This is a genomic window from Chitinophaga sp. RAB17, from assembly GCF_052114225.1.
Taxonomy (GTDB): Bacteria; Bacteroidota; Bacteroidia; order Chitinophagales; family Chitinophagaceae; genus Chitinophaga.
In genome coordinates, this window is the sequence record NZ_JBFREI010000002.1 from 874,695 (window position 1) to 901,370 (window position 26,676).

Below are 26,676 nucleotides of genomic sequence, written 5' to 3' on the forward strand. Positions count from 1 at the left end.
TAGAATCGTAGCTAGATAAAGGAGAAAAGGCTAACAGGGCCTTTGTTCTAAAATTATCTTCTCACTATAAGTACCGTCCGGGAATTTATACCAGAATCCCGTCCTACACATATTTGGGACACCAGGTACCGGTTCAGTAAAATATGTTTTGACTCCAGCTACGCATTTTCCATTTATAACTTTATGATCAAATCCTTCATCAATTCCACAACTGCATTGGGTGTTCTGGTTGATATAGTTTTGTCCGTTTGCCTTGATATCTTCCAATGCCATTAAATTAGCTGCGTTTTTATCATCTGCTGTGTATTTCCCTACCTGTACAATATATAAACCTACTCCTGGTGTAAAACCAGGACCACATCCTACCTGCGTAAATTTTTGGGAGAGGGAATCGTTGGTATAAGACTTACCTCCACACATTTCAGGTTGACCAGCATAATTGTAACAAATACGTTGAAGGATATTGCCGTCCTGGTCGCGGATAAAACTAGGTCTACCCAGGTAGTCGTATTCTCTGGCAATGGTATTGCCATTCACGTCAGTTTCTGAGGTGGGACCAAACGTGGGATCATAAGTAAAAGTGGTCATGACTGCATCTACTGGATATATCCTCACCTCGTCTATGGCATCTCCATCCGAAAGTAGCATACCGTTGGTATAAGGCTTGGCGTTATAAAGCCATTTACCTGCCAACTGGTAGCGATAATCTACCCGATAGGTCCGCGCGTTTGGAATAGTGAAAGTAGGGGTATAGTCTCCAACTTTACAGCCTTTTCCCGCATATGGCTTAACGGCACCTGTATATGGAGTATCCTCAAATCCTTCGTAGCTAAATTCCGCTGCTGTGGCCGTGCCAGGGTCTGTAAAATAGGTGTATACTAATTTAAAGGAGTTGTATGGGTATTTTTTTAGAGCGGTAAGGGTGTAAGTTCCTGCAGGCAGATCTGCAAGGACTTGATATCGTGGAAAGCTATCTGCCCAGCTATTGTAATGATCATCCATTCTGAAAACTCTCCTTACATAACATAAAGTTCCCGTATAGCTTTTTACAGGAGATCCACCTGTTAATGTATAACTACACAGCGCACCGTCATAGGTCTGATAATCATCCAGGTGTAGATAGATGGTTCCCGGTTGGCTTAAAGTAATGGTCGCTGTCTTTGTTGTTCCATCTGTAATCAGCAAACTGTCATTGGTCACTATCCCGATGGTTCCCTTTTTATCGTTATGTGTAGCATGTGCATTATGCACATAGGCGGTGATCTTTTGCTTTTCATCGCCGGCCTGACTTCCATATCCCCATTGATATCCTACTTCAGTCCCTCCCTGATTAAAGGTATGTACCAGATTACCATCAGCGTCAAAGTTATTTACCTGCTGCTGTTTAATATAAGTAGGTATTCTATTGAGCGAAGTGCCCGTAAATGGACCTGTCACGCTTGCAGAAAGTGGAGTACTGCTTTGCAGTACGTGCAATTGCTCGGGTTTAATGTCTCCGTTAGATTGGAACTTATACTCCGTAACTGAAGCATCAATCAGCTTCTGACCTGTGGAATTGTTCTGTCGGACCTCAATGGCAATAGGTAGCGAAATCATATTTAGATCACTGAAAGCCTTATGCACAGGGAGTTTATTGTCATTATAGTCCTGTGGATAATAGGTAGTAGTTTCTATGGTGTCTCCAACACTGTTGACAGACTGAACTTTGGAAGGTAGAAGATTGGAGGGATTGTAGGTGTAGGAGGTGACCAACTGGGAGAAATTACCCGTACTGTCATAATCTCTTTTTGTCATGGATGTTAAACTGGTCCTGCCTAGTAATGAGGTATAGTAATCAGAATATAATTCAATACCTGAAGAATAGGTGGGGAACAGGTATTCGGCACACATCAGCACTGTCTTGGGTTTCCAAGCAATGCTGTAATTGCCCTGTACAATTGTTTGCGGACTATAGGAATAGGTAACATCGGATAAAAGCTTGTTACTTTTTGAATATTCCTGTATATGTTTTTGCAAGCCATAGACCCAGGGTAGACACCTGGATTTGGTAGCATAGGGCTGGCTTTGGGTTGGCACGGTGATCGGGAAATCATCCGGCGAAGTAAATTCATAGACCATTTTCCCTATGTTATTGGTGGTATCTCCTTCATACACCACAACACGTTTGTAAAGATGCGGCAGCTCGTTGTTCATGGCAGGATGGCGGCTGAAATCCTGGCTATTGGTGGCATCAAGTTGCACTAAGGAAGGTGGTGGAGTTAAAATATTACTGACCATCGCCACTACAATCATGCAGAACAGGTTTTGTGAAATCAATGCACTAAGCCCTTTTGCACCAACACCAGCCCATAAAGCATAAAGTATCGGTAAGGTGTTCGTAGTAAATGCTATACTGAAGGTAAGATTGCCTGCTTTAAAACCAGTACCAGCCGGTGGAAGGACAAACTTGGTGTAATTTGTTTCAGAATAAACAGGGGTTTCATAACCCCATCCAGAGGAACTACCATCTGGATTAATATATTGGTATTGTTTAATAATTTTCTTGGTGGTATCCACCATATCGTATAAAGTGGTCTGTTTTACCCGGATACCTCCAGAAAGTTTTCTTACGCCTGCGCTCATCGCATCATTGTTCTCATACTCGTATTGTAATTTACCTCCTGTTGGATACTGAATCGACTTGAGGGCTCCCATGAATGCCGCGGTTGATTGTGAAACCTGCCGGTTAATTACTGATGTCAAAACTTTTATACTGGTGAAACACTCATCAGCCGTATTGTAATTCTGTTCAAACGTATGACCGTTGGAGTATCCCCAATGGTCTCGTTCAAAAAGGGCACGTCCAGGTACGTAGTTATTAGCTGCCTTATTATAATAAGAAAAAGTAAATGGGGCGTCCGGAATGTTAAACTTTCCTGTTTTCTGGACGGTTTTTAAACATAACCTTGCATACTTATATTCATCTCCTACAAAAGAGAAGTTAAAAGGGCGTGTAGAATCTTTAAAGAAATATTCATATCCAAATTGGTATCCTGAAATGATATCGGAATCTTTTTTAATTACAATCTGTTTTAAAGCTTTTTCACCGGGGAGATCAGCTAACTCATCATCATGATAAAGCAGAGATACCATTGTCCTATTGTCAGGAAATGTGATATCTGTAAGTCGCTTCCTTGTACCGGAAAACCATAGCGGTAGACTTTGGGCAGCTCCTTTGGATTGCCCATCGGTGGTCGAAATTGTATAGATGCCTTCATATCCAATGAGGTACTGCATTTTATAGTCGGTGTAATTAAGGGTAATTTTGTGTCCTGAAAGCGGGTCTTTAATTTCTGTCAGATACCAGGCTGTTCTGACGGAATAGTCACTGACATCAAAATATGGGATAGCCACTGTTTGCCCCGATGTTGTCACAATTTGGCGGCCCTTTTTATATTTAATCAGGTTACTTCTTTCGCTAGCGCTGAACGTATACTTAATTCCGGATTCATCTGTGATAATAAATTGGCTGATAGTTGTAATTACGTTACCATCTTCCGGCACTGACAGCTCCCTTTTTTCAATTTTCAGTTTGGAATTATCCATAGGACGTATGGTTTGATCCTCCCATATGATAAACCTACCTGTCCTGCCACCAAACTGGAATTCAAATATATCCTGCTGTAGGTCTCGAAGCACATCAAAATCGGGTTGATATTCATCGTCTGAGGCGCCGGCTGGAACAAGAGGGACGTATCCGGCTTTAGGACCTATTGGTGTATTCCGGGGAAAATACGGCACCATGAATCCTACTCCTTGTTTAACACCACCATAGGTTCCCTCTTCCTGATCGTCAGGTTCACCGATGGTTCTTCTGACAATCATACCACCTGCCATTAGGTTCCAACCTAAGCCTACACTGGATGGAATTTGATTTACCAAGATACCTCCGCCACCTGCATAATTCAGGGAGATATCGAAAGATAACCTGCCACCATCATTGTAATTAAATATAGGTAGGCTGTAATTTGCTTTGCCGGTAGGAAGATCCACCTGCCCGAATGCCGTAATTGCCGTTGCAAATTGGAATAGCAGCGCTAAGGGATAACATTTGTGAAGCATAGTATTAGGTTTAACTTTTGAATTCAGGAATTAGAAATTATAACCGGTGCGGATCTTTATTGGATCTGTCCTTGGAACATGCTGATTATAGAGGAAATCAAAGAGCACCATTACATTCCCTTTTAGTTTACTGTTGATCTTATATTTTTTACTGATACCGACTAATCCGCTTTGTGTCCATTGCTGTCCAATGCCCTGTGGAATACCTGAATAACCTTGCTGGTAATTCTGTTCATACCCTCCGTTTAAATAAAAGGTCTTTTTTAGCTTCCAGTCAATAAAGGATCTGATTCCTATCCCCTGGCCGGTAAAGCGGATGTTATTTAATCCAGATCCTAGTCCAAGTTTATAGGCAAGGCCAATACCAACGCTACCATTTTCGTGAAATTTATAGGCGACCTGCCCTGCGAGATCACTGGTTGTTGGAAAAAAGTTATTGCTGCGTTGAAATTGTATATTGCTGCCAAACTCTAACCGCTGTGAAAAACTTTTTGTTTTCATCTCTTTGGGCTTGAAATCCGGCATTTCTGCGGCGTTGTCCAAATCGGGAAACTTACTTTTTAACTCATCAAACTTGCTGCGGGCTTCTGCCATCTGCTGACTCACTGCGGCGCTGGCATTGGGGCCGCTGCCAAGCCGCCCGGCGATAAGCTGCTCCACCTGGCTACGGGTTTGTAAGCCCTCCAGGCTTTGTGCGGAGGCAGTGGCACCTTGTATATTAAACAGACTGGCCAGCTGTGAATGCTTTTGCATGAATTCACTATAGGCAGGTAACTTCTTAATGACTTCCATTGCCTTCTGCTCTGCTTTCTTCTTATCCTTAAACACCTCTTTATAATCTTTGAGCTGCTGAGCATAGTAGTAAGCTTCCTTGTTCATTTTCTGCAGATCGTTTGTAAACCCAGTATACTGGCTCAGTTGCTCTTTTAGCAACTGTTTACGTTCCCGTATATATGCTTTTATCTGTTCTGCCTGTGCGAGTTTGTCTTTCAGATTGTCGACTGCCTTTAAGGACCCGTTTAGCTTACCCGTTATACCTTTAGATTGGGATAATAATTGTTTTGATTGTTTCAAAAATGCCAGGGAGTTACTCAAACTGTCAAGGTAAGGACCACCGTCTGAAGAAATAAGGCTCTCATATTTTGCCGCTTTTCCCTTAACTCTGGCCTTCATCCCTTCCATAGAAGCAATTGAGGTAGCAAACAGGTTATTAGCTTTCAGGGAGTCAATTCGCCCCAACCGGCGTTTCATCTCTTCCTCTTGCTTCAAAAACCGGCTCAACGCCTGTTCGCTGTGCTTGGAAACCTGTCGCTCCATTTTGTCGGACTTCTTCTTTACCTGCGAAAGATATTTCCCTAGTATAGTGTGCCGGTTTAGCAACATTGAATCCTGTGAAATAGCTACAAAAGAAATGCACAGTAGGCATGCGGATATTAGGACAGTTTTCATAAAACAGTCAATTTGCTAATATTGGGGAGATTTGGTTAATTAAGCCGATATACCTGTTATTTGTTTGCCTCAAACCCAGTACATAAGCAAAGCGATGCCATTACTTCCAGTAATAGAGGTAATTATTAACAGAGGTGAATTTGGACATAGCTATGTTATACCTGACTGCATTAAGAACAGTCACAGGGTTACTGGAGGACATTTGTATGCCATGTAGTACAGGGTAATAATAAACTCTCATTGCAGGTTTTTTATCGCGTATTAGGATAATTTCAGGAACTCTTATTGTTTCCTGTTAACTAAGTACAAAGCCTATCTAAAACTTCTATTTATGCTGGATGGGTAGTAATGCGATTTATTCAATGTATTAACCGGACGCCTGGTCCTTAACGCAACAAGGGACAATAATTAGGTATATACTGTTCCCTTGTCCTATAACAATCTTCTTACAAGATAAAACACAAAATTTAAATTATTGTCTATCCATAAAAAATGCGTATAAATACGGAAAAGGTCAACTAGATAAGTATTTGTTTGCTGTCCTAATCATTCTTCATTTTGTTGAGACAAAAATTGGTTTTCATAACGCATCCTATTTGCGTAGCTGGTAATGATTAAAAAACAGGAACATGGCCTCACCGGAAAAAAAACTACCGGGATGTAGCTATGGATATTTTTGTTAAGTCGCTATATACGTTCAATACGTTGATGGGGCAGTTTGCTTTCGATCAGATGTGCTTTAACTAAGGGATTGGATGAAGTAAAAGTTAGGTGTCGTGGGCATAAGGATATGCCTACCATTTTTTTAATCAAATTTCGATAACTTAATCAAAAAAATGAAAGATCCCATCAAAGTCGGAATCTGGATTCGTGTATCCACCGATATGCAGGTCAAGGACGAAAGTCCCGAGCATCATGAGCTACGAGCGAAGCACTATATCAATGCCAAGGGTTGGGATTTAGTTAAAATCTATCGTCTTGATGGCGTAAGCGGAAAGAATGTTATGAAACATCCAGAGACCCAACGGATGTTAAAGGATGTCAGAAGTGGAGAAATTAATGGGTTGGTTTTCTCCAAGCTCTCTCGTCTTGCACGAAGTACAAAGGAACTTCTGGAGTTCGCCGACATATTCAAATCCGCAAAAGCAAACCTGATTTCCATTTCCGAAGACATTGATACTAGCAGTCCGTCTGGGATGCTTTTTTTTTACGGTCATATCGGCGATGGCAGAATGGGAGCGTGAAGAAATCTCTAGCAGGGTTTCCTCATCAATTCCAATCCGAGCAAAGCTTGGCAAACCATTGGGAGGCCAGGCAATATTTGGATATTCCTGGCGGAACAAACAATATGTAATAAATGAGTCGGAAGCTCCCATTAGAAAGTTGATCTATGAGATATTCCTTCGGACGTTACGCAAAAAGACTACAGCCGAAGAGCTGAACAAACTCGGCTATCGTACCCGAAAAGGGGCGCGGTTTTCGGACACCACCGTTACAAGGTTACTAAGGGATACGACTGCTAAGGGAGAACGGATTGCCAATTATACCAAAACCGCAGAAGACGGAAAGCGGACCGTTCTAAAGCCCCAAAGTGAATGGACTATAACGAAGTGTCCCCAGATCATCTCAGAACAGACCTGGAATAAAGCAAATAGCATACTTGACGAACAGGAAAGAAAAAGTACACGCAATGGTAGAAAATCCGCATACCTATTGTCCGGCATCGTGAAGTGTTCATGTTCAAAGAAAATGTACGTTAAAAGTAATAAGATTTACCACTGTAGGGATTGTAGAGTAAAAATTACGGTCGGGGACATTGACGCAATATTTTGTGACTTTCTTTCTGATTGCATAAGTCATATCGACTTAGCGAAACTCGTCGAAAACTCCATCAATCTACTGGTTAGGAAGCAAGCTTTATTTAAAGAAATGATTAATGAAAAAATAGCTCTGGAAAAAACAAGACAGAAGCATATGGAAATGAGGATGGCCGGTGAAATTACAAGGGAGGATTTTGTTGGTAGCCTTCATCCTTTAAATACACAAGTTGCGCACCTAGAGGATTTTTTACAAAAGCTCCAGTCCGAAATGGATTTGGAAGTTCGTCAAATCAGGTTATTGGAAGACCAGGTCAAAGAAGCAAAGATTTTGGTAAAGAACTGGCCTGTACTGGATTTTGATAGAAAACGGTCTATCATCGAAACTATCACCAAACTCGTTTCAATCAGCGAAAAAGATGTTAGAATTGAATTTTCCGTCAATTTGAACAACCTTCTTAGAGGTCAAGATATCCAGTACAACGACTCCAGAGCCTCACCCGGTTTACTTTTTGATCGGAAGTTTCGGAAACGAACTCCTCATAAATACCCCGAAAATCCAGCGACCATTGGGGAACATATAAGAAAGAAAAGAATTGATAGTGGTCTGACCCAGGCAGAATTGGCGAAGATCCTCGATGTGAGTACTGACTGTGTAACTTATTGGGAAAACAACCGGAGCAAGCCCCAAATAACCTATTATCCCAGGATACATCTTTTTTTAGGTTTTTGTACAACTACGATCAATGAAACGAATTTTCGCGAACGTCTTCGAACCTATAGGTGGAAAAATGGGATTAGCTGCAAGGATATGGCACGTCTGCTTAAAGTCGATACTTCTACTGTACGAGCCTGGGAAAAGGGATTAAATATGCCTTCACAAAAAAGAATCGATGCGATAGATGCATTACTCCAGCAGCAACATTGAACAATGTACCGCAGCGGCAAGTGAAGCTTCCGGTTTATCAAAGCTGATGACCAAAGGATATATGGGTTCAATCTATTCAAAAGCATAGTCAATAAACTTTGAATTCTACAAATTAGCCTCGATACTAACAAGTCAACGCAACATGGTCTCCAGTAAAAAGAATTTTTATGAAATCTGTAAAAAGTGGCTTGGGAGCAAATTATCCATGATTATTTCCATTTTTATTTGGGGTGAAAGCGTTCATCAAAATGACATACATGCGTTGCCTTGTTTGCGATATGAGAGACGGCAGAAGAAACCCATGCCTATTTCCTATCCGGGAAAACCAGTTACTATTGGGGATCACATTAGGAAAAAACGCATGGAGTTAAAGTTAAAACAAAGTGATGTCGCTAAGATTTTAAAAGTTACACAAGACAGCATTTACAATTGGGGAAAAAACAGAAGTATTCCATTAGTTAAGTACTTCCCCGCAATCATTAAGCTTCTGACATATTTACCCTTTGAGGTTGATACCTCAATTATCGGAGGAAAGCTGAAGGATTACAGGTATAGAAACGGCCTTACTCAAGAACAAATGTGAAAATTAATTAATATAGATGAATCTACGGTATTTCATCGGGAAAAGGGGACCATGTTCCATTTCCTCGAATGTTACAGAAGTTAGAGCTGTTGTTTGAGGCAAAATCATCCGGGGCACAGGCAATCTAATGTGAATCATTGGATTTACTTCTACGAATTTGGTATCTTCGGCTATCTCATTACGCTTCTATGGATTCTATAAATTGGTCAAATTATAAGGAACAAGATTTCCTGCTTTTTTGTAATGCTCTTTTATCCTTTGAGATTGGAAAAACCTTTCAGGGTTTTTCGGCTTCCGGTAAAGATGGTGGGATTGATGGATTGTTTGAGGGAAGTTATGATGAATTCACAGGCAAGTTTAGATTTCAGTATAAGTTTCGTTCCGGAGTAAGAAGCCAAGCAGTATCCAATTTGAAGTCTGTTGTCAAAAAGGAACTCTCATTGATTAATGACGAGAATTACTTTGTTTTGGTTACAAATATTGAATTACTCCCGCAGGAAAAGAAAGAGTTAAAGGATGAGTTTGATAGTGAACTTCAGAAGCTAGGAAAAGAGTGTTCATGCTGGATTTGGGAGGGTACAAAATTATTTAATCTGTATTTGCAGTTTCCGCTGCTGGAACTCTGGCTTACTGACGGTTTCAATTCTGCTCAATTAAGAGAATATCCTATCGTCTTCAGCAAGTATTTAACACTAGAAGGTTTCAAGCCAGGTACATTTCATAATATGTTCATCGCACGTAGTGCTGATATCCTTATCCTAGAGTCTTTTCTTTCTGATGACCGTACCATTGCTTTGGTCACAGGGGAGGCCGGAATTGGGAAAACCCGCTTGGTTATAGAATTTTTCCGATCAATTATTGATGAAAGGGATGATTGGTCTGCATTGGTTTTACAAAATCGTAATATCGAATTTGATAAAATTCGCAAAGCACTCGCTGGAGACCGAAATTACGTGATCTTAATTGATGACGCACATACTTATTCACCTGAAATTATTGCCGATATAAAGCGCATTTGCGATGGGGCATCAAACAAAGTCAAACTAATTCTTACTGCTCGTAACCTAGAAGCATTCAAATCTCTGCAACTTCTGAAAGAGTATGAAAAGGATGAAGTTTTACAAGTGAGGTTGGATAACCTTTCAAGACCAGATACAGAGGAGTTGTTCAGGAAGTATATATCTGGTTCGAATTATGAGAATTTTATAACAGAACTCGTTGAATTATCATATGGTAAACCAATCCTAGTAATTGCAATGTTGCAGGCCATGTATGAGGGAATGCCAACGAGCGAAATACGTAAGAAAGGCTCCCTTCGTGGCTTTGTGACGGGCTATTTTGATAGCTTCTATAATGAACTTTCAACTTTAACAGGTTGGTCAAAACTTCAATCTAAGCGAATCCTACAGCATATTGTTTTAATTGAGCCACTTAACTATAGTGATTCAGTAATTGTTAAAAAAATAGCAGAAAAACATAATGTTCTAGGTGCTGATCTAAGTGTAGCACTTAAATTATTAATTGATAATGGATATGTTGATGGCCGCTGGGAGCAAAGCGTTAAGCCAGATTACTACAGTGATATAATTCTGTCTGAGATTGATCAAGAACATGTGGTGGATTTCCTTGCAGGGTTTCCCGAATTTTTTGAAAATATGATCATCAATTTAAGTAGTGTTGATGAGATATCAGGAGTCGAGACAAAAGCGTTAGATAAAATGCTCAATTCATATGTAGGTTACATTAACGGAGCAGATACCATAGAATTAGTTCATCGGGTGTTGAATACAGTAATAAAAATAGCTCCCTATAAGCCAGGGGTAGCTATTCAGGCTATTCAAAATTATCTAAATATTGTATCAATTCCTGAGCATGTTATTTACAGAGAGTTAGTCGAAATTGGGCAGTTTCCGAATTATTCCGGTGACAGCGGCCTTGCTAAAGTCCAAGAGTTGCTTGTGTTTCTTTTGCATTATTCCGAACATTATGATTTTGTGGTGCGTAAAGCTTTAATATTGTATGAGAGGACTGGTGAAACGAAAATTTCCAATATCTATGCATTCTCCAGGCGAGATGTGGCTGAAAAGTTCCGGTTCACCGCTCAACAATTTATTATACAGCATTTCAGTAAGAAAATAAAAAAATTGAGTGATAAGGAGGCCGCCTTTGCTACCAGCGCATTTAGGCAAATGCTTAACCTAGAATTTACTTTCACAGGTAGCAGTCCTTCAGACCGTTCTACCTTGATAATCACCACTGCCTACTTACCATCAACGGCCTCAGTTAAAAAATTAAGAAGGAGCATTATTGATCTATTCATTAAAATGTACGATCAATCATTGGCTCAAGTGGTGACATTCGAAATTTTAAAGGCAATCTTGGATGTTCCTAGAACAATTCTTTCTACGCAACGTAATGAAAAGCCATATGTGCAAAATGAGGAAATAGAAACTGTGTTTAATTTTTTGGAGCAGAAGGCTACGTTATTTGAATTATCGGAACGAAAAGAAGTACAGGATAAACTACATCTATACGAACGCTGGGGAATTGACACAGATTTACTTCCTCAGATCCAAAAAATTCAATTAAGGCTGCACCCCAAAAATCTTAGTGAGCAAATTTCGCAGCTTTTTACGAAAGCAGAAATTGACATCTTGAACCCGTTCGATAAAGATGGGCAAATGTCTGCAAAATGCGATGAACTAATTGCGATGAGCTCAAAAGAAGAAATGGCGGTCGGGCTAGCGTCGGCCTTAGAAGGGGAAGCTTATCCCCCGCACTTTTTTTCACCGTTTTTAAATAGAATGATCGATTCCCATCCAGAGTATGCCAAAGAATTTTACCTTCATATAACCCAGAATTCGCCAAAGCTTTTTGATTTATACGGCGCAACACTTTTGGGAGGTGCGTATTTTACTTTTAAAGACGAAGACTTTTATTGGGCGCAGGTTAAAGCGCTCCAACTGCGAGATACAGAGGCGGCGGATAATGTTTTATTGACCGTTTATGGCCGAAGGGTGCCAGGCATGACAACAATTCATGAAGCGGATACCGAGGTAATCATTAAGATTTTTAATAAAAAGAGGACTGCAAATAATTTTAGTTTAGCCAGTGGGCTTCAAAGCCTAATTGTCGCTGAGCATCCAGAAGCCATGCGAATTTGCAGAGAGTTTTTGAGTTTTGCCGGCCAACGAGAAGCTGGAATGTTTTTTATTTGGCTTTCCGACAACTCAAAGGCAGAGGAAGCGTTCCTCACAGATCTTGTGCTTAATCATACACAAAGATTCTCTCTTAGCTATGAATTAGAGCGAAGCCTGAACAGAGCACTAAAGTTCAGTGGATCAGATATAGTATTTGAATATTTGAAGAGTCGTTTTGACCTCCAAATGATGGTGTTGAAAACTCAAAATAAGCTATCCGGATATGAATATGTTCCTCCTGGAGATTACTCCCATTTATTTGATGACTGCTTGCCTGATTTGAAACAAGAGATGTTTTATAAGGCTGTATTGTGGTATCTGGAACTAGATGGTCCAACGGAAAGATATTTTGGTAAGGATTTATTGGAATATCTGCAACCGGGTAAGTCACTAAATGCAGAACTCATTAAATGGTATAGCTTTAAGGTAGAAGAAATAGGGAATGATCTAAAACTGATTGCTAGGCTTATGGAAACATGGTCAATTTTTCATATTAAAGATGAGAGTCTAGTGGATCTGGTTACGGAAACCTTTACAATCGCTCATGAATATAGCGATACTCAAGAAGAGTCGTATAAACTTGTTAGACAGGAGGGCTATCTTGCAATAACTACTTTGGGAGTCAAAAGTGGTGCAGTTGGGCAGCCGTTCAAGGTTGATCTTGATGTTCAGGCACTATTGAAAAATAAGATCACAACTATGCCCGACTATCTGCCAGCTACACTGTTCTTGAGAGATGTTTTGAAGGCGGTCGAAGCAGAAATTAATCAATCATTTGATAGAGATAATTTTATATGGTAAAATCTGTTAATTTGAGCAATTTCGCTGCGGCAAGAAACGCCCTGTTATCTGTAGTGAATCGGAAAATTTTGTCGTCAAAAATCACAACTGTAAATAAAGATATTAATAAGAAACTGGAGATCGAAATTAACGCTTTCAAAAGCCTTTTGGATGGTATAGAAGGGAAGTTTAGAAAGTGTGAAATGCTATACATCACCTATTTTGAAAACATCGATCATGCAGTACTTAGTGGAAACCCCGCCACATTGCCATATTTGATGGATTGTACATTTATCGATGGAACAGCTACTTTAAGGCAGGTTTTTGAGTGTGATGACAGATTGTTGTACAAAGAAATTATAGATATGAACTTTCAGAGTTTTATCCTGATGATTTCTTCTATTTACGAATGTCTAGTAACCTTATCGGAAGTCATGTTGAAAAAAGTGATTATTCACGGAAATAAGCCTCCACAAAGTTCTCCATTACATGATTATCGCACCTTTCTTAAAATTCTTATCAGTTTGGGTTATAGGAGAAATGATGAACTTAGTACTTGTATCAATGGTTTTGATGCGTATTTTGACGGTTATCTACTTACGATTTATAGCTTGCGGAACTCATTTGTTCATGGTTACAACCAGAATCTGGCTTCTGATACATTAACCTACAAAATTATTAGGTTTGAAAGCCATTTTGCTGCTACTTCGCCCTTGTTAAATGTTGATGTTTTTACCAAGGAAGTCTTAGATCGGTCTAGGGACTTTATAAATTCGCTTTACGGTACGTTAGCCCGAGCATCAAGCCACTATAGAAAATCCCTACCTGCATAAATTGCCAAGACAAAGAATATGTGATAAATTAAAACCACTGGAATTTCCGCAAAAGGAGACATCTATTATTGTGTACATTTCGGAAAATGTGGTTCTTCCCACTTTTGGTGGTAGCTATAAAGAACCTTCCAATTATTTGTGTTATATACACTCTGGGCTGCGATTGGGCGAGTTCACTTATAAATAGCAAAGCACCGGCCATCGTACATCTCGCAAATCATAGAAAAAACTAAAAAGTATGTGTGGGAAAAATGCCTATAGGCTATACACCCCAGGTTTCGAGACATTCAAAACGTAGCTTGGTACTGCCGACAGAGTATTGAGTTTTAAACTCAATAACTCGGTTTAGCGAAATGCATTGTAGACTACCTGAGTTTAATATCGTGAGAGTTCTCACCCTTGTAATCTTTTGTCGGATGTTTACGCCCGTCAAAAAAAGTGGTATTTGTCCATTTTCCGTGTCTGTTCTGAATTTCGAATTCTCCTTCTCCAAGATCTACCGAAATGTATACCTGCTCATTTGACATAGGATTGGAAAAGATTTTCCATATCGCCGCGCGACGATTATTTTTGCCAGTCACAATATAGTTGTAAACCCACCCATTCGCTTTCAAAACGTCTAATACTACCTTGGTATTTTTCGAACGCTTTTCCTGCATGCTTTCTTTCCCAGTGAAACTTGGATAACCAGCATCTGTCAAAATGTTGTCCGTTACCTCTTTTCTCCAGCATGGATTATCTGCCGGATCCCACCGCTCCCACTTAAGAATGATATCCTGACACAGTTTCAAAAAAGCAGCTTCGTGAGCAGCAAAACTCTCTGGATCATGCAGGTTCATGACAGTAATGGGCATAGTTTGCTCGCCTGCATCAGTCAAAATATACTTATCACAGTTAACAGTTGTCGTCCGAAATGGATCAACATCGAAACTTAACAAAGGCAAGTCACAAATGTGTGCATCCCTCATCGATGATGAACGTACACCGTCGAAGGAAACATCGATCAGTCTTCCATCTTCTGCGGCGGCAAAATCCTGGTCATAATGGCCATCAAAATGTTGCGTAGCGTTCGCCAGAAAACTATTTATTCGGCTTTTTTCATCCGGATCGTCTAAAGTATTTTTGTAAGCTTTGGCCGACATACCTGATGTTATTGCGAGATCTGAAAAACCTGAGGGAACGATTACCTGTTCAAGCTTGTAGGTTCTAGCCTTTAAAAAGGTGTCAATCAAAGTTTTTAATAATGGTCCCGGGTTTGCAACAACCACACCCTCCGGTGAAATTGAAAGCTCATTTAAAATGCAGTACATTTAATCGATCAATTTATCCAGGTTGTTATCCCATTCATCAAAAAATCCAATTGGCCAGCCGGTTAGTTTCCCATTAGGAAGCGCAGAGAGATTCCGATGGGTTTGATGCTCTTCATTTCCAACTATATCATAATTAAAAAAGTGAACTCTCAACAGATCCGAATCAACCTTTCCGTAACGCTGTGATCCTTTAATGATTACCCTGATACCGTTCACTACGTGATCGCTGTGGGTTTCTATGATTACTTGAACGCCGTTCTGGGCAACTAGTGCCAACAACATGCCGATTTTCGATTGAGCGGATGGATGCAAATGCGCTTCTGGATTCTCAATGATCAGCAAATCACCTTTCTTACAGATCAGAGCCGAAGTGATGACAGGCAAACTAAAGCTATAGCCAAAACCCACCTGCATTGCAGAAAAGTTACCTCCCTGAGCACCTTTGAAGCCGTAACTTAAATTCACTTCCTCCTTGTTATCAGAGCTAACCTTTGCAACTGCTTCGCGCCCTAGAATATCTCCTATCCAGGCATTCAGGTTTTCGTAAAAATCCAGAGATTCAAGCGAAGGATGCTTAACCGCATTAATTCCAATCTGTTCATTTCGATTGATTGCATCGAAAATATATACTGGTGTAGCCTCTCCCTGAATGCCAAGTTTGGTATTAAATACCCTTTCCGTCTTCCTGGAATATTGCCTTCTCGGTCCGAGGCGTTCGGCGCTGATGTAGATAAAATCTTTCTGAAATATATTTAGTCTTTGCCAATCTTCGTGTCCGGTGAAAACAACAGGGAGTTGACTGCTGTCGGAACTCGACGCATCAATATCCCAAACATAGGTTTTGTCATCATCTTCCACTTCGATTCCGACAGTTTTCGGATAAGCATTCGCATTACACAAGCTATCTGCGGACTGCAAATCTGTAAAGCTAAAGTTCCAGAGATCGACCTCTTTCTTTATTTGCAAAACGGTACTTGCATGACTCTGTTTAAGAAGCAGCAAACTTTGAATCACGCTGGACTTACCCATTCCATTGATTCCGGTGAATAAAGTGAGCTGAGCCAATTCGAACGGCTCATCCACGAAACACTTGAAGTTTTTAAGACGTATATGGCTGATCATTTAAAAATGCGTTGATAAAATTTTGAAGTTGTAAAAATCGAGTTCTGATTGCAGTCTTGCTGCCTGTCGTATCATTGATGGCTTTATACATCTGTTCAGAATTTAAAAAACTAGCTAGGCTTTCGTTGAAATTGATTTTATTGGCATTCAAGTACTCAAAATCGCGTTCACCTATCTGAACCAGATTCCATGATATCGTGTCAAATAATGCCTTGTTGGGTTGTTTAGAATATTCTGAACTACTTTTCTGCCTTCTGAAGCTCATGTTTCCAAAGAGCTGAAAAGATCTTTTCATCGAGCGCTTGAATAATTCCCTAATTTGCAAAAGATCATCATTTGTTGCCCTAAACAGAAGATTCATAGACCTGGATAGAAATAAATCCATTTTTCCATTGTATTCTTCGTAATTGAAAATTTGAAACGCAATAAATCTATTAACATATTCCCTGTCTACCATTCGTCTCGACGATACTTTACCTCCAGTCGCCAATATGAACTCCTCTGACCTGGCCAACTCTTTAGTTAACTCAGCCGGACCTCCCCGAAAAAAAGCATTCCGTATTTCCTGTCCGTTAAGCTTAAGTCCGCCGGTATTGATCCTCTTAAAAATATTATATTTTACTTCCGGGGGCGTGCCTGGATTGATGACATAACTGATGATCTCTGCATCATAAATCCGTCTTTTAAGTCTGGGCGGAAATAAGTCGTCTGAATACTTTAGCTTTTCACATTCATCTTTCAGGTATTCCAGGTCGGTCAGGCGAAACTCACCTTTTATAAATGATACGATGGTATTTAACCGTTGTAAACCATCTACAACCCTCCATGGCTTACGGCTACCGTCAAAATAGAACAAAGGAATGGGCAGTTTTATCATTAAAGATTCGATAAAACGACTCTTTTGAGGAGCATCCCACAAGTTTCTGTTGCGCTGAAGATCGTCCTCACCGTCAATATCCATTTCGTCCAATCGCTCTGAATCAGTATTTAATAGTGATCTGAGATCCTCAAAATCATCCTCTAAAATATCGAGATTGCTATCAGTCACCATTTGAATCAGCTCTCCCACCCGAAAGGTCTGCAGACGAATATTAACGTCATCAGGATCGTAAGACAGTTCTGCCTGTCCATCGTTATCCAACTTCCCTAAACGTCTTAAATTGCTTTCCAAATTTTTAAATTAAATACTAATATAGTTGATTAAAACGGCAAAACCAGCCAAATCTATTGCTATGAACGCTCAAATATAAAAACAAGATGTCGAAAATGCTTTAAATACTAACCTATATGTGTATTTCTTTGAATGCGATTCTTCTCCACTTTTGGCGGTAAGCCATAGGTTAGTTATAATCGTTTTTCAAAATGGTAATGAAAACGAATTTTTAGGATATATAAACTAAATAATTGTAAGGTTCTTTTAAAGGTACCACCGAAAGTGACGAAGAACCGAACTGCCCATTATTCTGGGTCAAAATGGCCGAAATACACATTTTAGGGACAGAACAAAATGAATGCGATCTCCTTGGATATTTTGATTTGTTATTAATATCATTGTTGTGAGAGCGTTAATTTTGGGGAGGTCAGTTGAAAGATTTATCTCCCCTTCTTTTTAACGCCGCATCAAACACAATTTATGTATTGAATGGAAATTACCCAGAGTTATGCACATCACAGTCCGCAACAGGCTGCACGTGAGTTATACTTTACATAGAAATAAATTATTTTTACTGCAACAAGCCCTAAATATTCAATGAATGTCTTTTAAATTACTCGCCAGTATCCGATTTCCCGAATTCCAAGACCTAAATCTGGTTGAAACGCAAATGGAAACGAAAATCCGCTCTTACTTTAATTTTTGATCTATGACTGTAATAAGAAAACCACATAATTTAGTAACTGCTTACTGGGACGATATTGAATATTTTCTGCAGCAGGCAGAGGCAGCAGAGGTATTAAAAGGGCCAGAACCAGCTGATATTCTTTTCCCTACCCAAAAACGTGGCATGCGGTTTACCATTTTGTCATCGTTCTTATTTTTAGAAGCATTTATCAATGCGGAATATTTTGATGAAATGGGTTTTAAGAACGGGCCTACATCAATGACAGAAACTCAGAAGTACGATCTGGATAATAGTATTATGAATACTTACTTTGACGATAAATGGTCAACCTGGATTGAAAAAATCTGCCAAAATGGGAAACAGAGTTTAAAAGGAACGAAGGAGTTTCAGGAAATAAGGAAATTGAAAGACTGGCGTAATCACCTGACGCACTATAAAATCCATAGCCTTTTACTTGTTGCCAGTGATATTGAAACTATTGAAAACGCAAGAGAAGCAGCAGCAATTGTTGTTCGGGTGCTACGATGGTATTACGTACTAACTCGGAAAGAAGTTCCCGAATGGATAAACAGAGATATCTTCAAAGTGCAGCCTAAATAGACTGACATGATTTCTTAGAATTAACGTTTCCTGATTCACGGTCGTCTATTGATCGAGGTCGATAAAATCTTCGATCTGCTTGGTTTGCACGACCGGCAGATGGTTGACTAAAACTTGGAATATTTTCCGCACTCTTTTTTCCGGCTCGGTTTTTTCGATCAATGAAAAGCCTTTTTCCTCCAGGTGACCAGGCGTATTAAAATCGTGCCTGTTTGTAATGAATTTTTGTCGCCAGAATTGTTCAAAATAAGGTATTACCTGGAAATTATAGAAAGCGGGTATCGTGTTCTGAAATGTCTTTTCCAGTGTGATCACATTAGCAAGTTGCAAGTTTGCTGCGTGCGTTGCATCCGCAAAGCTGCTTAGCAAAAAAGACCCTATGGCGTAAATAAAATCCTTGTTACTTCCGGTAGATTCGTTATTCAGATCTTTAAACTCCTCGTAATCTATTCTATCGATCATTATTGTTTCAAAGACTGATTTGGCATGTGTAAACTCCGTTTCATTGACTAGTAGATATTTATCATTTTCAAAAGCCGCGTTGATGTTGGCCTGAAATTGCTCCGGCTGCAATTCCCCGGTCACAATCCTTAGAGAAAAATCTAGCGCGGCCGGAAATAATATGAATAGATAAATGCCAAAATCATCATGTATAGAACGCGTTTTTTTCGCACGATCTAGCAATTCCCGGCCCTCTTTGCTGGCCGTATCGTCTTCAACTTTTTTAGAAAGGTCCTGATAAAATTTTTCAACTACGGCGAGTAAATTATAAGCCTGCCGATACTGCTTATCCTCAACCGGATAAAACACAAATTTCTGTATAATCGGTAGGAACTGAGCTTCTTCCAATGCAGTGCCCAGCTCCAAACTTTTGTAGGCCCATTTTTGGGCGTTGTCATGGTCAAATATCTTCTCAAAACCATCCGTCGCAATAGCGGCGACCATGAACTTCCGCTCTTCAAAATAAAAACCACCCGCTAACAATTTGTCATGATCCCTATAGAACAATCCAGGCTCGGGTACGACGAATTTTTCAGTTTCCCCGAAGTCCTTGCCGGAGCCGAATGTCAGCAATTGTAATACATATAGGATCGTGCTGCCGTAGCGGATAACAATAGCCTTATATTCGTCCGTATCCAGAAAAGCATTTAAAACTATTTCATACCCCTCTGCTAAAGTGTACAGCGCATCCTTAAACCCGCCGATACGGGCGAGCCCAATGGCTGCCTCTCCGTACATTTTCACTTTATCCTCTGCAACAATTAAAGGATTAGCTATTGCCATTTTCAGCGCGGCGACCGAATAAGACGAAGACAAAGCAGCATCTTTCTTAAAATATAGCTGTGAAACCGCCATATAATAGTCGAATTGCTCGATGTAAAAATCCGGCAGCTTTAATTTCAGCAAAGGTTCGGCATATTTGAAAGCCTGTTCTTCCTTATCATTAAAGTAGCACTGCCGGCTCAGCTCTGCGTAAACCAGAAATCGGTAAATATCAGATTTTGAAAGTAATTCTTCATAACCGGCATGGAGCGCAAGTGCTTGTTCAATATCTTTTTCCTGTTCTGCCAAATATTTAACTAAAAACCTGAGACCGTATGCAGCCAAAAGAAATAACCTGTGATCCACAGAACRGCTTATAATCTCTTTTAAAGTTGCTTTTACATCGCCCGCCTGCGTATAGGTCAACACGATGTTCCGGTAGATAGAAACACCTGCCATCGCATAGGCATCGTTGGTGACCGGGTCGGTAATTTGTTCCGGATAACCGCCCGGACTTAGCTTACCGAACCATTCCCGGAAATCTTCAATTGTAAATAACTGAGAAAATATCAGCCAAATGCCATTCAATAACCGGTCATCGACAAGCGGATTATCGTCTTTAAATAAATCCATAAAGTTCGTCATCTCCCTAAGCTTCTTTCCACCAGCTTCTATTGCTGTAAGCTCATCCATTGCACGCAATGGAGCTTGCTTAAAGTTCAGTTGGAAAAGAGCATTGTTTCCCAGATACCGGTAAAACAATCCAACGCCGTCCTGACATATGATTCTTTCCAGATCAGATTTAAGAAAAGCCAGCTCCTGATCCATTCCGGCGCTTATAGCAATCTGCGCGACACGGATCTGGACCTGGAAATTGGAAATCATATCATCAGGCAATGCTGCACGATACCAGTGCATGTCGAACCCCCAGTCAAAAAACACTTCAGGGGTTTTTAAAAATTCATGCAAAACCTGGATCAAAATCATTGCTGCACGATTGCTCTGGCCGGCTAAGGAGAAGTAAACGATCGCAGTGGATGCGTCTATTTGTGATATGTTTTTCTTTTCGATGATGTCTTTCGCCAGCTTTTCATAAATGGCCGCCTTTATATCTCCCGCGACATTGTCACCTAACTTCTTTATGAGGGGCGATACCCGGTATTGTCTTTCGCGATTTTCCTGCAACCAGGTTCCGTTAAGCTCGTTCAAACGCTCCCCGATACGATCTAAGACAGGCTCTATGGAGCCGACCAGATCAGCAGTATTTTTGTCAAAACTTCCGATCACATACTTTAACCGGTACAGTAGTTCCCTTGTCTGTTCATCTGTTGTAGCCTCCAGTAAGACAGCATAGGTAGAATGATTTGTTGATACGTCAAATTTGCCGGTGAAAATTGCGAACAGATCATCTTCATTAAACTTCCAGTCTTTTTGTGCCAGATACCTTGCCGCAGATCTTATGAGTAAAGGATGCCCCTCGGTCGATGTTGTTATCAAACCTTTTAATTCTGCACTCACTTCCTCATTTGCACCAAATGCGGTGAGCAAATCTGCTGTTTCATCCTGGTTGAAAGGAGGTATTTCTTCGTGTATGACAGGGAGGTCATTATCATCTGTCAGACTTTCCGGCGCCGGGAAATTTGAAGTGATCAACAACGAAGCACCCGCATCCAATATTTTACCGGATAAATAGCTAAAATGATTCTTAATTTTCCGGGCATCATTTAGTTGCGGCAGGTCGTTTAGTATGACTGTCGTATCAGGCAGATGTTCAGTTAAAATGGTAACCACAGCTTTAAAGCGGGAGCCCAGAGGAACCTGCACCTTCAGGCTGACAGACAATGCATTTAATATATGTTCTACCAATTGCTCTTCTTCAATGCCACGGCATTCTATCCAGAAAACGGAACCTGCCAGTTTTTGCGCAATAGCAACCGCCATGCTCGTTTTTCCCGACGACAAAGGGCCGTGTACCCACAATATCTCCTCCTGCAGCATTTCTATGTACCGGTCTGCAAGCTCAGCTCTCGGTACGAGATTTTTGATCAAAGGGATTTCAAAATCATCATCAAAAAAACTGCTGGATACATTTATTTCTACGGTTTCTTTGTTACCAGCTAATAATCTCTCAGATATCAGTTTTTGTATAGTTTCAATTCCTTTTGACTGCTGATCGATAACTGACGCCGGAAACTTTGGAGACAACTCTTTTTCAAGCAACAGCTTAACCTTATTAAACTTGATCAAATCCGCTTCTTTTTCGTAAATAGCGTCGATTTCTTTGATCAGATCTTCAGGATGTATAATATCTCTGGATGGATTAAAAGTTGCAAGTATTTCGCTTGGCTGCTTTGCTTTTTTGCCAAATTTAATTTTATGCGTGGCGTTTAGAATTAAAAATTTTACACCGGCAGTGAATGTTTTATCATACCCTTTGTCAACTACCGTCTTTAGGTTTTTAAAGACTTTACGATTGTCTGTTCTTGAAGTGATTTGAAATGCTACCTTTGAATTGACTTCATCACCAATATCCAAACCGGGAAAATTGGGATTTTCATCCGTATTCAGGTCTATTAAATCATAGCCGAAAATTAAATTCAATAACTGCCGGCAAAGGTGTTCAGAAACTTTGTTTATGTCAAAATATGATTCAGCATTGGCTAACCCGATTTCAGTTAGCCAAAGAGTTATCAGCTTCCGTATTTGAGTCATTTCAATGCTTCTATTCATAGTAATATTTTGCAATCCAGGAAAATTAAAGTAGGGTTATTTTATTAATCCTCGGGAATCCAGAAAATCAATATCGAGGTATTCAAATTCCTGAAATCGAAGCTAGGGAAATTTATCTGATTCTTTCAAAGCCAATCAATTGTAGAATCAGAAATGATAATCGTTGAAAGTTAATATAATCCAGTTGAAATCTAAAACACAATAGAATTGACGCTGAGCAAGAAAATCAATTCATTTTATTATCCAAGTACTCGCTACTTACTTTAGATAATTATAAAAACAGCCCCTCAATAGATTTTATTTCATAAGGATCATGGGCAATTTCAAATGCATTTCCTTCGCGACGCAGCGAAGCTCGTCGAAAACTCCATCAATCTACTGGGTAGAAAGCAAGCTTTATTTAAAGATATGATTAATGAAAAAGTAGCTCTGGAAAAAACAAGACAGAAGCATATGGAAATGAGGATGGCCGGTGTGATTACAAGGGAAGATTTTGTCGGTAGCCTTCATTCTTTAAATACGCAAGTTGTCCACCTAGAGGATTTTTTACAAAAGCTCCAGTGCGAAATGGATTTGGAAGTTCGTCGAATTGAGTTATTGGAAGACTAGGTCAAAGAAGCCAAGATTTTGGTAAAGAACTGGTCTATATTGGCATTTGAAAGAAAACGGTCTAAAAACGAAACTATCACTAAACTCGCTTCAATCAGCGAAAATGTTATTAGAATTGAATTTTCCGTCAATTTGCACAACCTTCTTAGAGGTCAAGATATCCAATACAACGACTCCAGCGCATCACCCGGTTTACTTTTTGATCGGAAGTTTCGAAAACGCACTCCTCAAAACTACCCCGAAAATCCAGCGACCATTGGGGAACATATAAGAAAGAAAAGAATTGATAGTGGTCTGTCCCAGGCGGAATTGGCCAAGATCCTCGATGTGAGTACCGACTGCGTTGCCTATTGGGAAAACAACCGGAGCAAGCCCCCAATAACCTATTATCCCAGGATACATCATTTTTTAGGTTTTTGTACAACTGCGATTAATGAAACCAATTTTCGCGAACGTATTCGAACCTATCGGTGGGAAAATGGGATTAGCTGCAAGTATATGGCACGTCTTCTTAAAGTCGATACTTCTACTGTACGTGCCTGGGAAAAGGGATTAAATATGCCTTTGACAAAAAAGAATCGATGTGATAGACGCATTACTCCAGCAGCAACATTGAACCATGTACCGCAGTAGCAAGTGAAGCTTCGGGTTTATCAATGCTGAAGACCAAAGGGTATAGTAGTTCAATATCTTCAAAAGCACAGTCAATAAATTTTGAATTCTACAAATTAGCCTCGATACTAACAAGTCAACGCAACATGGTCACCAGTAAAACGATTTTTGATGAAATCTGGGAAAAGTGGCCTGGGAGCGAATTATCCATGATTTTATCCATTTTTTTTCGGGTTGAAAGCGTTCATCAAAACGACAGGGGTTCATAGATGCCAGCAGCATGAAGCTCGCAGGAAAGTCAATCGCCGTTCTGGCCCTGGAAATGGTGACCTTTCTTTCTTCTACTGGTTGTCGCATTACTTCCAGCACTTTGCGTTTAAATTCCGGCAACTCATCCAGGAATAATACACCATTATGCGCCAGCGAAATTTCTCCGGGCTGTGGAATACTGCCTCCCCCAACCAGTGCAGCATCGCTGATGGTGTGGTGCGGAGAACGAAACGGCCGGTGTACAATCAATGAAGCGTGTTGTGGGAGCTTGCCTGCGACTGAATGTATTTTAGTGGTTTCCAGTGCTTCCAGCAGGGTGAGTGGAGGCAGGATTGTGGGCAAACGTTTGGCCAGCATGGTTTTTCCGGCTCCCGGCGGACCAATTAAAATAGCATTATGTCCACCGGCAGCAGCTATTTCCAGGGCACGTTTTATCTGGTATTGCCCTTTTACTTCGCTGAAGTCTACATCAAACTGGTCCTGCGTAATATAAAACTCATCCCTTGCCGGTACTACTGGCTGCAAGGTGTTGGGATCATTGAAAAAGTTAACGGCTTCTGAAATATGTGAAATGCCATATACTTTCAATCCATTCACCATCGCGGCTTCCTGTGCATTTTGTTTGGGGAGTATGCATCCCTGGAAACCATCTTTTTGTGCCTGCATAGCCATCGGCAAAGCACCTTTAATGGGCTGTATGGTGCCGTCCAGTGATAGTTCTCCCATCATCAGATAAGCTTCCAGATGGGTAGCAGGTATTTGCCCGGATGCCGCCATAATACCTGCTGCAATGGGCAGATCATACGCGGCACCGGCTTTGCGGATGTCAGCAGGCGCCATATTTACTACTGTCCGGGTTCGCGGCATGCGGAATCCCATACATTGGATAGTGGACTCAATACGCCGTTCACTTTCCTTTACCGCATTGTCCGGCAGGCCCACTATAAATAATCTGTTTCCCTGGGAAGATACATTTACCTCTATGGTAATGGTGATGGCATTAACGCCCTGTATGGCGCTGCCGAAGGTTTTAACAATCATATGGATGTTGGGTTAACGATGCGAAGATATTGAATTACGAATTACAAATTACGAATTACGGATTTGTGGGTAGATAAACGCGGAAATAATATTCGCATTTATCATCTACCCACAAATCCGTAATTCGTAATTTGTAATTCGTAATTCTACTTGATTTGCGTCAGCAAATCAAGCACCTTCTCTCTTTTCAGGATCAGGTACCCGATCTTTTCTTTTGCAATACCATCTTTCAGGAGGTAAGTAAAATGAAGGTCATCTTCTATAACAGTAGATTCAAAATACTTGAATTGAATGCGTTGCTCTGCGCTGAGATCTTCTGCTATTTCATAGAGGTGAGTAGATAAAATGAATAGGCAGTTGGTGCTTTGCAACAGTCCCCGGATAACCGCCAGTGAGCAGTTTCTGGCATCTTCCACATTGGTGCCTTTAAACATTTCATCAATCAGTACCAGCCAGTTTTTACCATTGCTGATCTGCAGAATTGTATTCTTGATACGTAATACTTCACTATAGAAATAGCTTTCTCCCTTGAATATATTATCCTGTACCTGTATGTTGCTGAAGATGCCATGAAAGAAGCTTAGCTCCATACTTTGGGCAGGTACACCCATACCTATATGCGCCAGAAATACGGCTACTCCTACTGCTTTGATAAAGGTAGTTTTACCCGCCATATTTGCTCCGGTAAGGAACATAAAGTGCGAAGCCTCATCCAGTGTTACATCATAAGCTACCGGCTCCGGAAGTATGATGTGATACAGCTGATTCGCTTTTACAACAGGTCTTGTACTATTGGAAAAGTTGGGGAAAATCAGGTTGTAATGCTTGATAGCTTTAGCCATAGCATAGTAGGCATCCAGCTGCTGGTAAAGGGTCACCAGCTCCGAGATCACCTTTGTATGTCTTTTCCTGATATAATTATCATAGCGCAGTATTTCTATGTAATTCAGTTTGCCTTCTTCGTCTGCTTTCAGAATATCATAGAAATCTTTTTTCGTTAACAGCTGCTGCGCCCTGTCCAGCAATGTTTTCAGTAATTTGGGGGTGTCATCTGAATTAAAAGCGTTGATAAAAGAACGGAATCCTTTCAGGAGGTTTACCAGCTGCGTGAAAGAGAATTTAATGAAACCAAAATCAGGTGCATACAATGTTTTATTGATCACTGCCTGTATGTACAACGACATCCCCTCTGTATTGGAGATGGGTTCAATCTGCGCTTCCATATAGTTTTCTACTACTACCACTGTGCCGTTGGAGATAATGGAGGGCCAGTTATTTTCCTGTTCCAGGATATACTGTAATGCCCTCTGCCGGTTTTGGATCGAGGTAATATCTTCTAATGGGTTGCTGAATAATTGGCGTAGGAATTCACGGCCTCCGGAAGTAGTGGTAAAATCAAGCCGGTGAAATAGGGAATACTCTTCGTCGCGGTTAAAAATAGACAGGTCGTAGTAGGATGTTTTGTCCAGTTGCATGCAGCGTCATTTTAGTGAATATACGGTGGAAGATGCAAGGATAGAAAAATTCCATAAGATTAGAAAGAAAAGCTGAAAGCAGAAAGTAAAAGGCCATCGAAGTGGGTGACTG

At 40.4% G+C, this 26,676-nt stretch carries 16 protein-coding genes; 8 read left to right on the top strand and 8 right to left on the bottom strand.

Annotation, left to right across the window (positions count from 1 at the left end; genetic code table 11):
• Positions 1–30 precede the first annotated feature (30 nt).
• Together AB4Z08_RS09610 and AB4Z08_RS09615 are read right to left on the bottom strand one after the other, a co-directional pair.
• A complete protein-coding gene (locus tag AB4Z08_RS09610; RefSeq protein ID WP_441573513.1) occupies positions 31–4,101 on the bottom strand; it encodes a DUF5977 domain-containing protein in 4,071 nt (1,356 codons plus the stop codon).
• Between the two features lie 30 nt (positions 4,102–4,131).
• Entirely contained in the window at positions 4,132–5,418 is a 1,287-nt protein-coding gene (locus AB4Z08_RS09615; protein WP_441573514.1) for a hypothetical protein, read from the bottom strand.
• A gap of 968 nt (positions 5,419–6,386) precedes the next feature.
• On the opposite strand from AB4Z08_RS09615, the gene AB4Z08_RS09620 reads away from it, so the two are divergent.
• The 5 genes from AB4Z08_RS09620 to AB4Z08_RS09640 all read left to right on the top strand — a co-directional run bounded on the left by AB4Z08_RS09620 (position 6,387) and on the right by AB4Z08_RS09640 (position 13,691).
• On the top strand, positions 6,387–6,794 hold the full coding sequence (locus AB4Z08_RS09620) for a recombinase family protein (RefSeq protein WP_441573515.1): 408 nt from the start codon (positions 6,387–6,389) through the stop codon (positions 6,792–6,794).
• A complete protein-coding gene (locus AB4Z08_RS09625) occupies positions 6,775–8,295 on the top strand; it encodes a recombinase family protein (protein WP_441573516.1) in 1,521 nt (506 codons plus the stop codon). The genes AB4Z08_RS09620 and AB4Z08_RS09625 overlap by 20 nt, the downstream gene beginning before the upstream one ends.
• Before the next feature lie 142 nt (positions 8,296–8,437).
• On the top strand, positions 8,438–8,878 hold the full coding sequence (locus AB4Z08_RS09630; RefSeq protein WP_441573517.1) for a hypothetical protein: 441 nt from the start codon (positions 8,438–8,440) through the stop codon (positions 8,876–8,878).
• 188 nt (positions 8,879–9,066) lie between these two features.
• Complete coding sequence (locus AB4Z08_RS09635) at positions 9,067–12,879, top strand: ATP-binding protein (protein ID WP_441573518.1); 3,813 nt, start codon at positions 9,067–9,069, stop codon at positions 12,877–12,879.
• 11 nt (positions 12,880–12,890) lie between these two features.
• A complete protein-coding gene (locus AB4Z08_RS09640) occupies positions 12,891–13,691 on the top strand; it encodes a hypothetical protein (protein WP_441573519.1) in 801 nt (266 codons plus the stop codon).
• A 365-nt stretch (positions 13,692–14,056) separates the two neighbouring features.
• Here the strand turns inward: AB4Z08_RS09640 and AB4Z08_RS09645 are convergent, their stop codons facing one another.
• Genes AB4Z08_RS09645 through AB4Z08_RS09655 form a run of 3 tightly spaced genes read right to left on the bottom strand, consistent with a single transcriptional unit; the run spans position 14,057 to position 17,294 of the window.
• Positions 14,057–15,001, bottom strand: coding sequence for a hypothetical protein (locus AB4Z08_RS09645; protein ID WP_441573520.1), 945 nt, complete (start codon positions 14,999–15,001; stop codon positions 14,057–14,059).
• Complete coding sequence (locus AB4Z08_RS09650; RefSeq protein ID WP_441573521.1) at positions 15,002–16,084, bottom strand: AAA family ATPase; 1,083 nt, start codon at positions 16,082–16,084, stop codon at positions 15,002–15,004. It abuts the gene before it with no gap.
• Positions 16,085–16,100: 16 nt separating this feature from the next.
• Positions 16,101–17,294 (bottom strand): DUF262 domain-containing protein, encoded by a 1,194-nt coding sequence (locus AB4Z08_RS09655; protein ID WP_441573522.1) that lies wholly within the window; start codon positions 17,292–17,294, stop codon positions 16,101–16,103.
• Positions 17,295–17,985: 691 nt separating this feature from the next.
• Here AB4Z08_RS09655 and AB4Z08_RS09660 point away from each other — a divergent pair.
• The gene (locus AB4Z08_RS09660; RefSeq protein ID WP_441573523.1) at positions 17,986–18,564 is read left to right on the top strand and encodes a hypothetical protein; all 579 of its coding nucleotides are present in this window, start codon (positions 17,986–17,988) and stop codon (positions 18,562–18,564) included.
• A gap of 45 nt (positions 18,565–18,609) precedes the next feature.
• Here AB4Z08_RS09660 and AB4Z08_RS09665 read toward each other — a convergent pair whose 3' ends face one another.
• The gene (locus AB4Z08_RS09665; RefSeq protein WP_441573524.1) at positions 18,610–22,557 is read right to left on the bottom strand and encodes an SMEK domain-containing protein; all 3,948 of its coding nucleotides are present in this window, start codon (positions 22,555–22,557) and stop codon (positions 18,610–18,612) included.
• A 408-nt stretch (positions 22,558–22,965) separates the two neighbouring features.
• Here AB4Z08_RS09665 and AB4Z08_RS09670 point away from each other — a divergent pair, with 408 nt between their 5' ends.
• Together AB4Z08_RS09670 and AB4Z08_RS09675 are read left to right on the top strand one after the other, a co-directional pair.
• A complete protein-coding gene (locus AB4Z08_RS09670) occupies positions 22,966–23,166 on the top strand; it encodes a hypothetical protein (protein WP_441573525.1) in 201 nt (66 codons plus the stop codon).
• A gap of 18 nt (positions 23,167–23,184) precedes the next feature.
• Complete coding sequence (locus AB4Z08_RS09675; protein ID WP_441573526.1) at positions 23,185–23,799, top strand: helix-turn-helix domain-containing protein; 615 nt, start codon at positions 23,185–23,187, stop codon at positions 23,797–23,799.
• A gap of 129 nt (positions 23,800–23,928) precedes the next feature.
• On the opposite strand, the gene AB4Z08_RS09680 is transcribed toward AB4Z08_RS09675, so the two are convergent.
• Positions 23,929–25,089 carry a YifB family Mg chelatase-like AAA ATPase gene (locus AB4Z08_RS09680; RefSeq protein WP_441573527.1) on the bottom strand — a complete coding sequence of 387 codons (1,161 nt, stop codon included), beginning with the start codon at positions 25,087–25,089 and terminating at the stop codon, positions 23,929–23,931.
• Positions 25,090–25,235: 146 nt separating this feature from the next.
• Positions 25,236–26,564, bottom strand: a complete 1,329-nt coding sequence (locus AB4Z08_RS09685; protein WP_441573528.1) for a MutS-related protein — start codon at positions 26,562–26,564, stop codon at positions 25,236–25,238.
• Positions 26,565–26,676: the final 112 nt, after the last annotated feature.

Excerpts from the sequence above, each read along its gene's own strand:
- AB4Z08_RS09610 (WP_441573513.1), bottom strand. The coding sequence starts at position 4,101 with ATGCTTCACAAATGTTATCCCTTAGCGCTGCTATTCCAATTTGCAACG.
- AB4Z08_RS09615 (WP_441573514.1), bottom strand. The coding sequence starts at position 5,418 with ATGGAGCGACAGGTTTCCAAGCACAGCGAACAGGCGTTGAGCCGGTTT.
- AB4Z08_RS09620 (WP_441573515.1), top strand. The coding sequence starts at position 6,387 with ATGAAAGATCCCATCAAAGTCGGAATCTGGATTCGTGTATCCACCGAT.
- AB4Z08_RS09625 (WP_441573516.1), top strand. The coding sequence starts at position 6,775 with ATGGCAGAATGGGAGCGTGAAGAAATCTCTAGCAGGGTTTCCTCATCA.
- AB4Z08_RS09630 (WP_441573517.1), top strand. The coding sequence starts at position 8,438 with ATGGTCTCCAGTAAAAAGAATTTTTATGAAATCTGTAAAAAGTGGCTT.
- AB4Z08_RS09635 (WP_441573518.1), top strand. The coding sequence starts at position 9,067 with ATGGATTCTATAAATTGGTCAAATTATAAGGAACAAGATTTCCTGCTT.
- AB4Z08_RS09645 (WP_441573520.1), bottom strand. The coding sequence starts at position 15,001 with ATGTACTGCATTTTAAATGAGCTTTCAATTTCACCGGAGGGTGTGGTT.
- AB4Z08_RS09660 (WP_441573523.1), top strand. The coding sequence starts at position 17,986 with ATGACTGTAATAAGAAAACCACATAATTTAGTAACTGCTTACTGGGAC.
- AB4Z08_RS09670 (WP_441573525.1), top strand. The coding sequence starts at position 22,966 with ATGATTAATGAAAAAGTAGCTCTGGAAAAAACAAGACAGAAGCATATG.
- AB4Z08_RS09680 (WP_441573527.1), bottom strand. The coding sequence starts at position 25,089 with ATGATTGTTAAAACCTTCGGCAGCGCCATACAGGGCGTTAATGCCATC.
- AB4Z08_RS09685 (WP_441573528.1), bottom strand. The coding sequence starts at position 26,564 with ATGCAACTGGACAAAACATCCTACTACGACCTGTCTATTTTTAACCGC.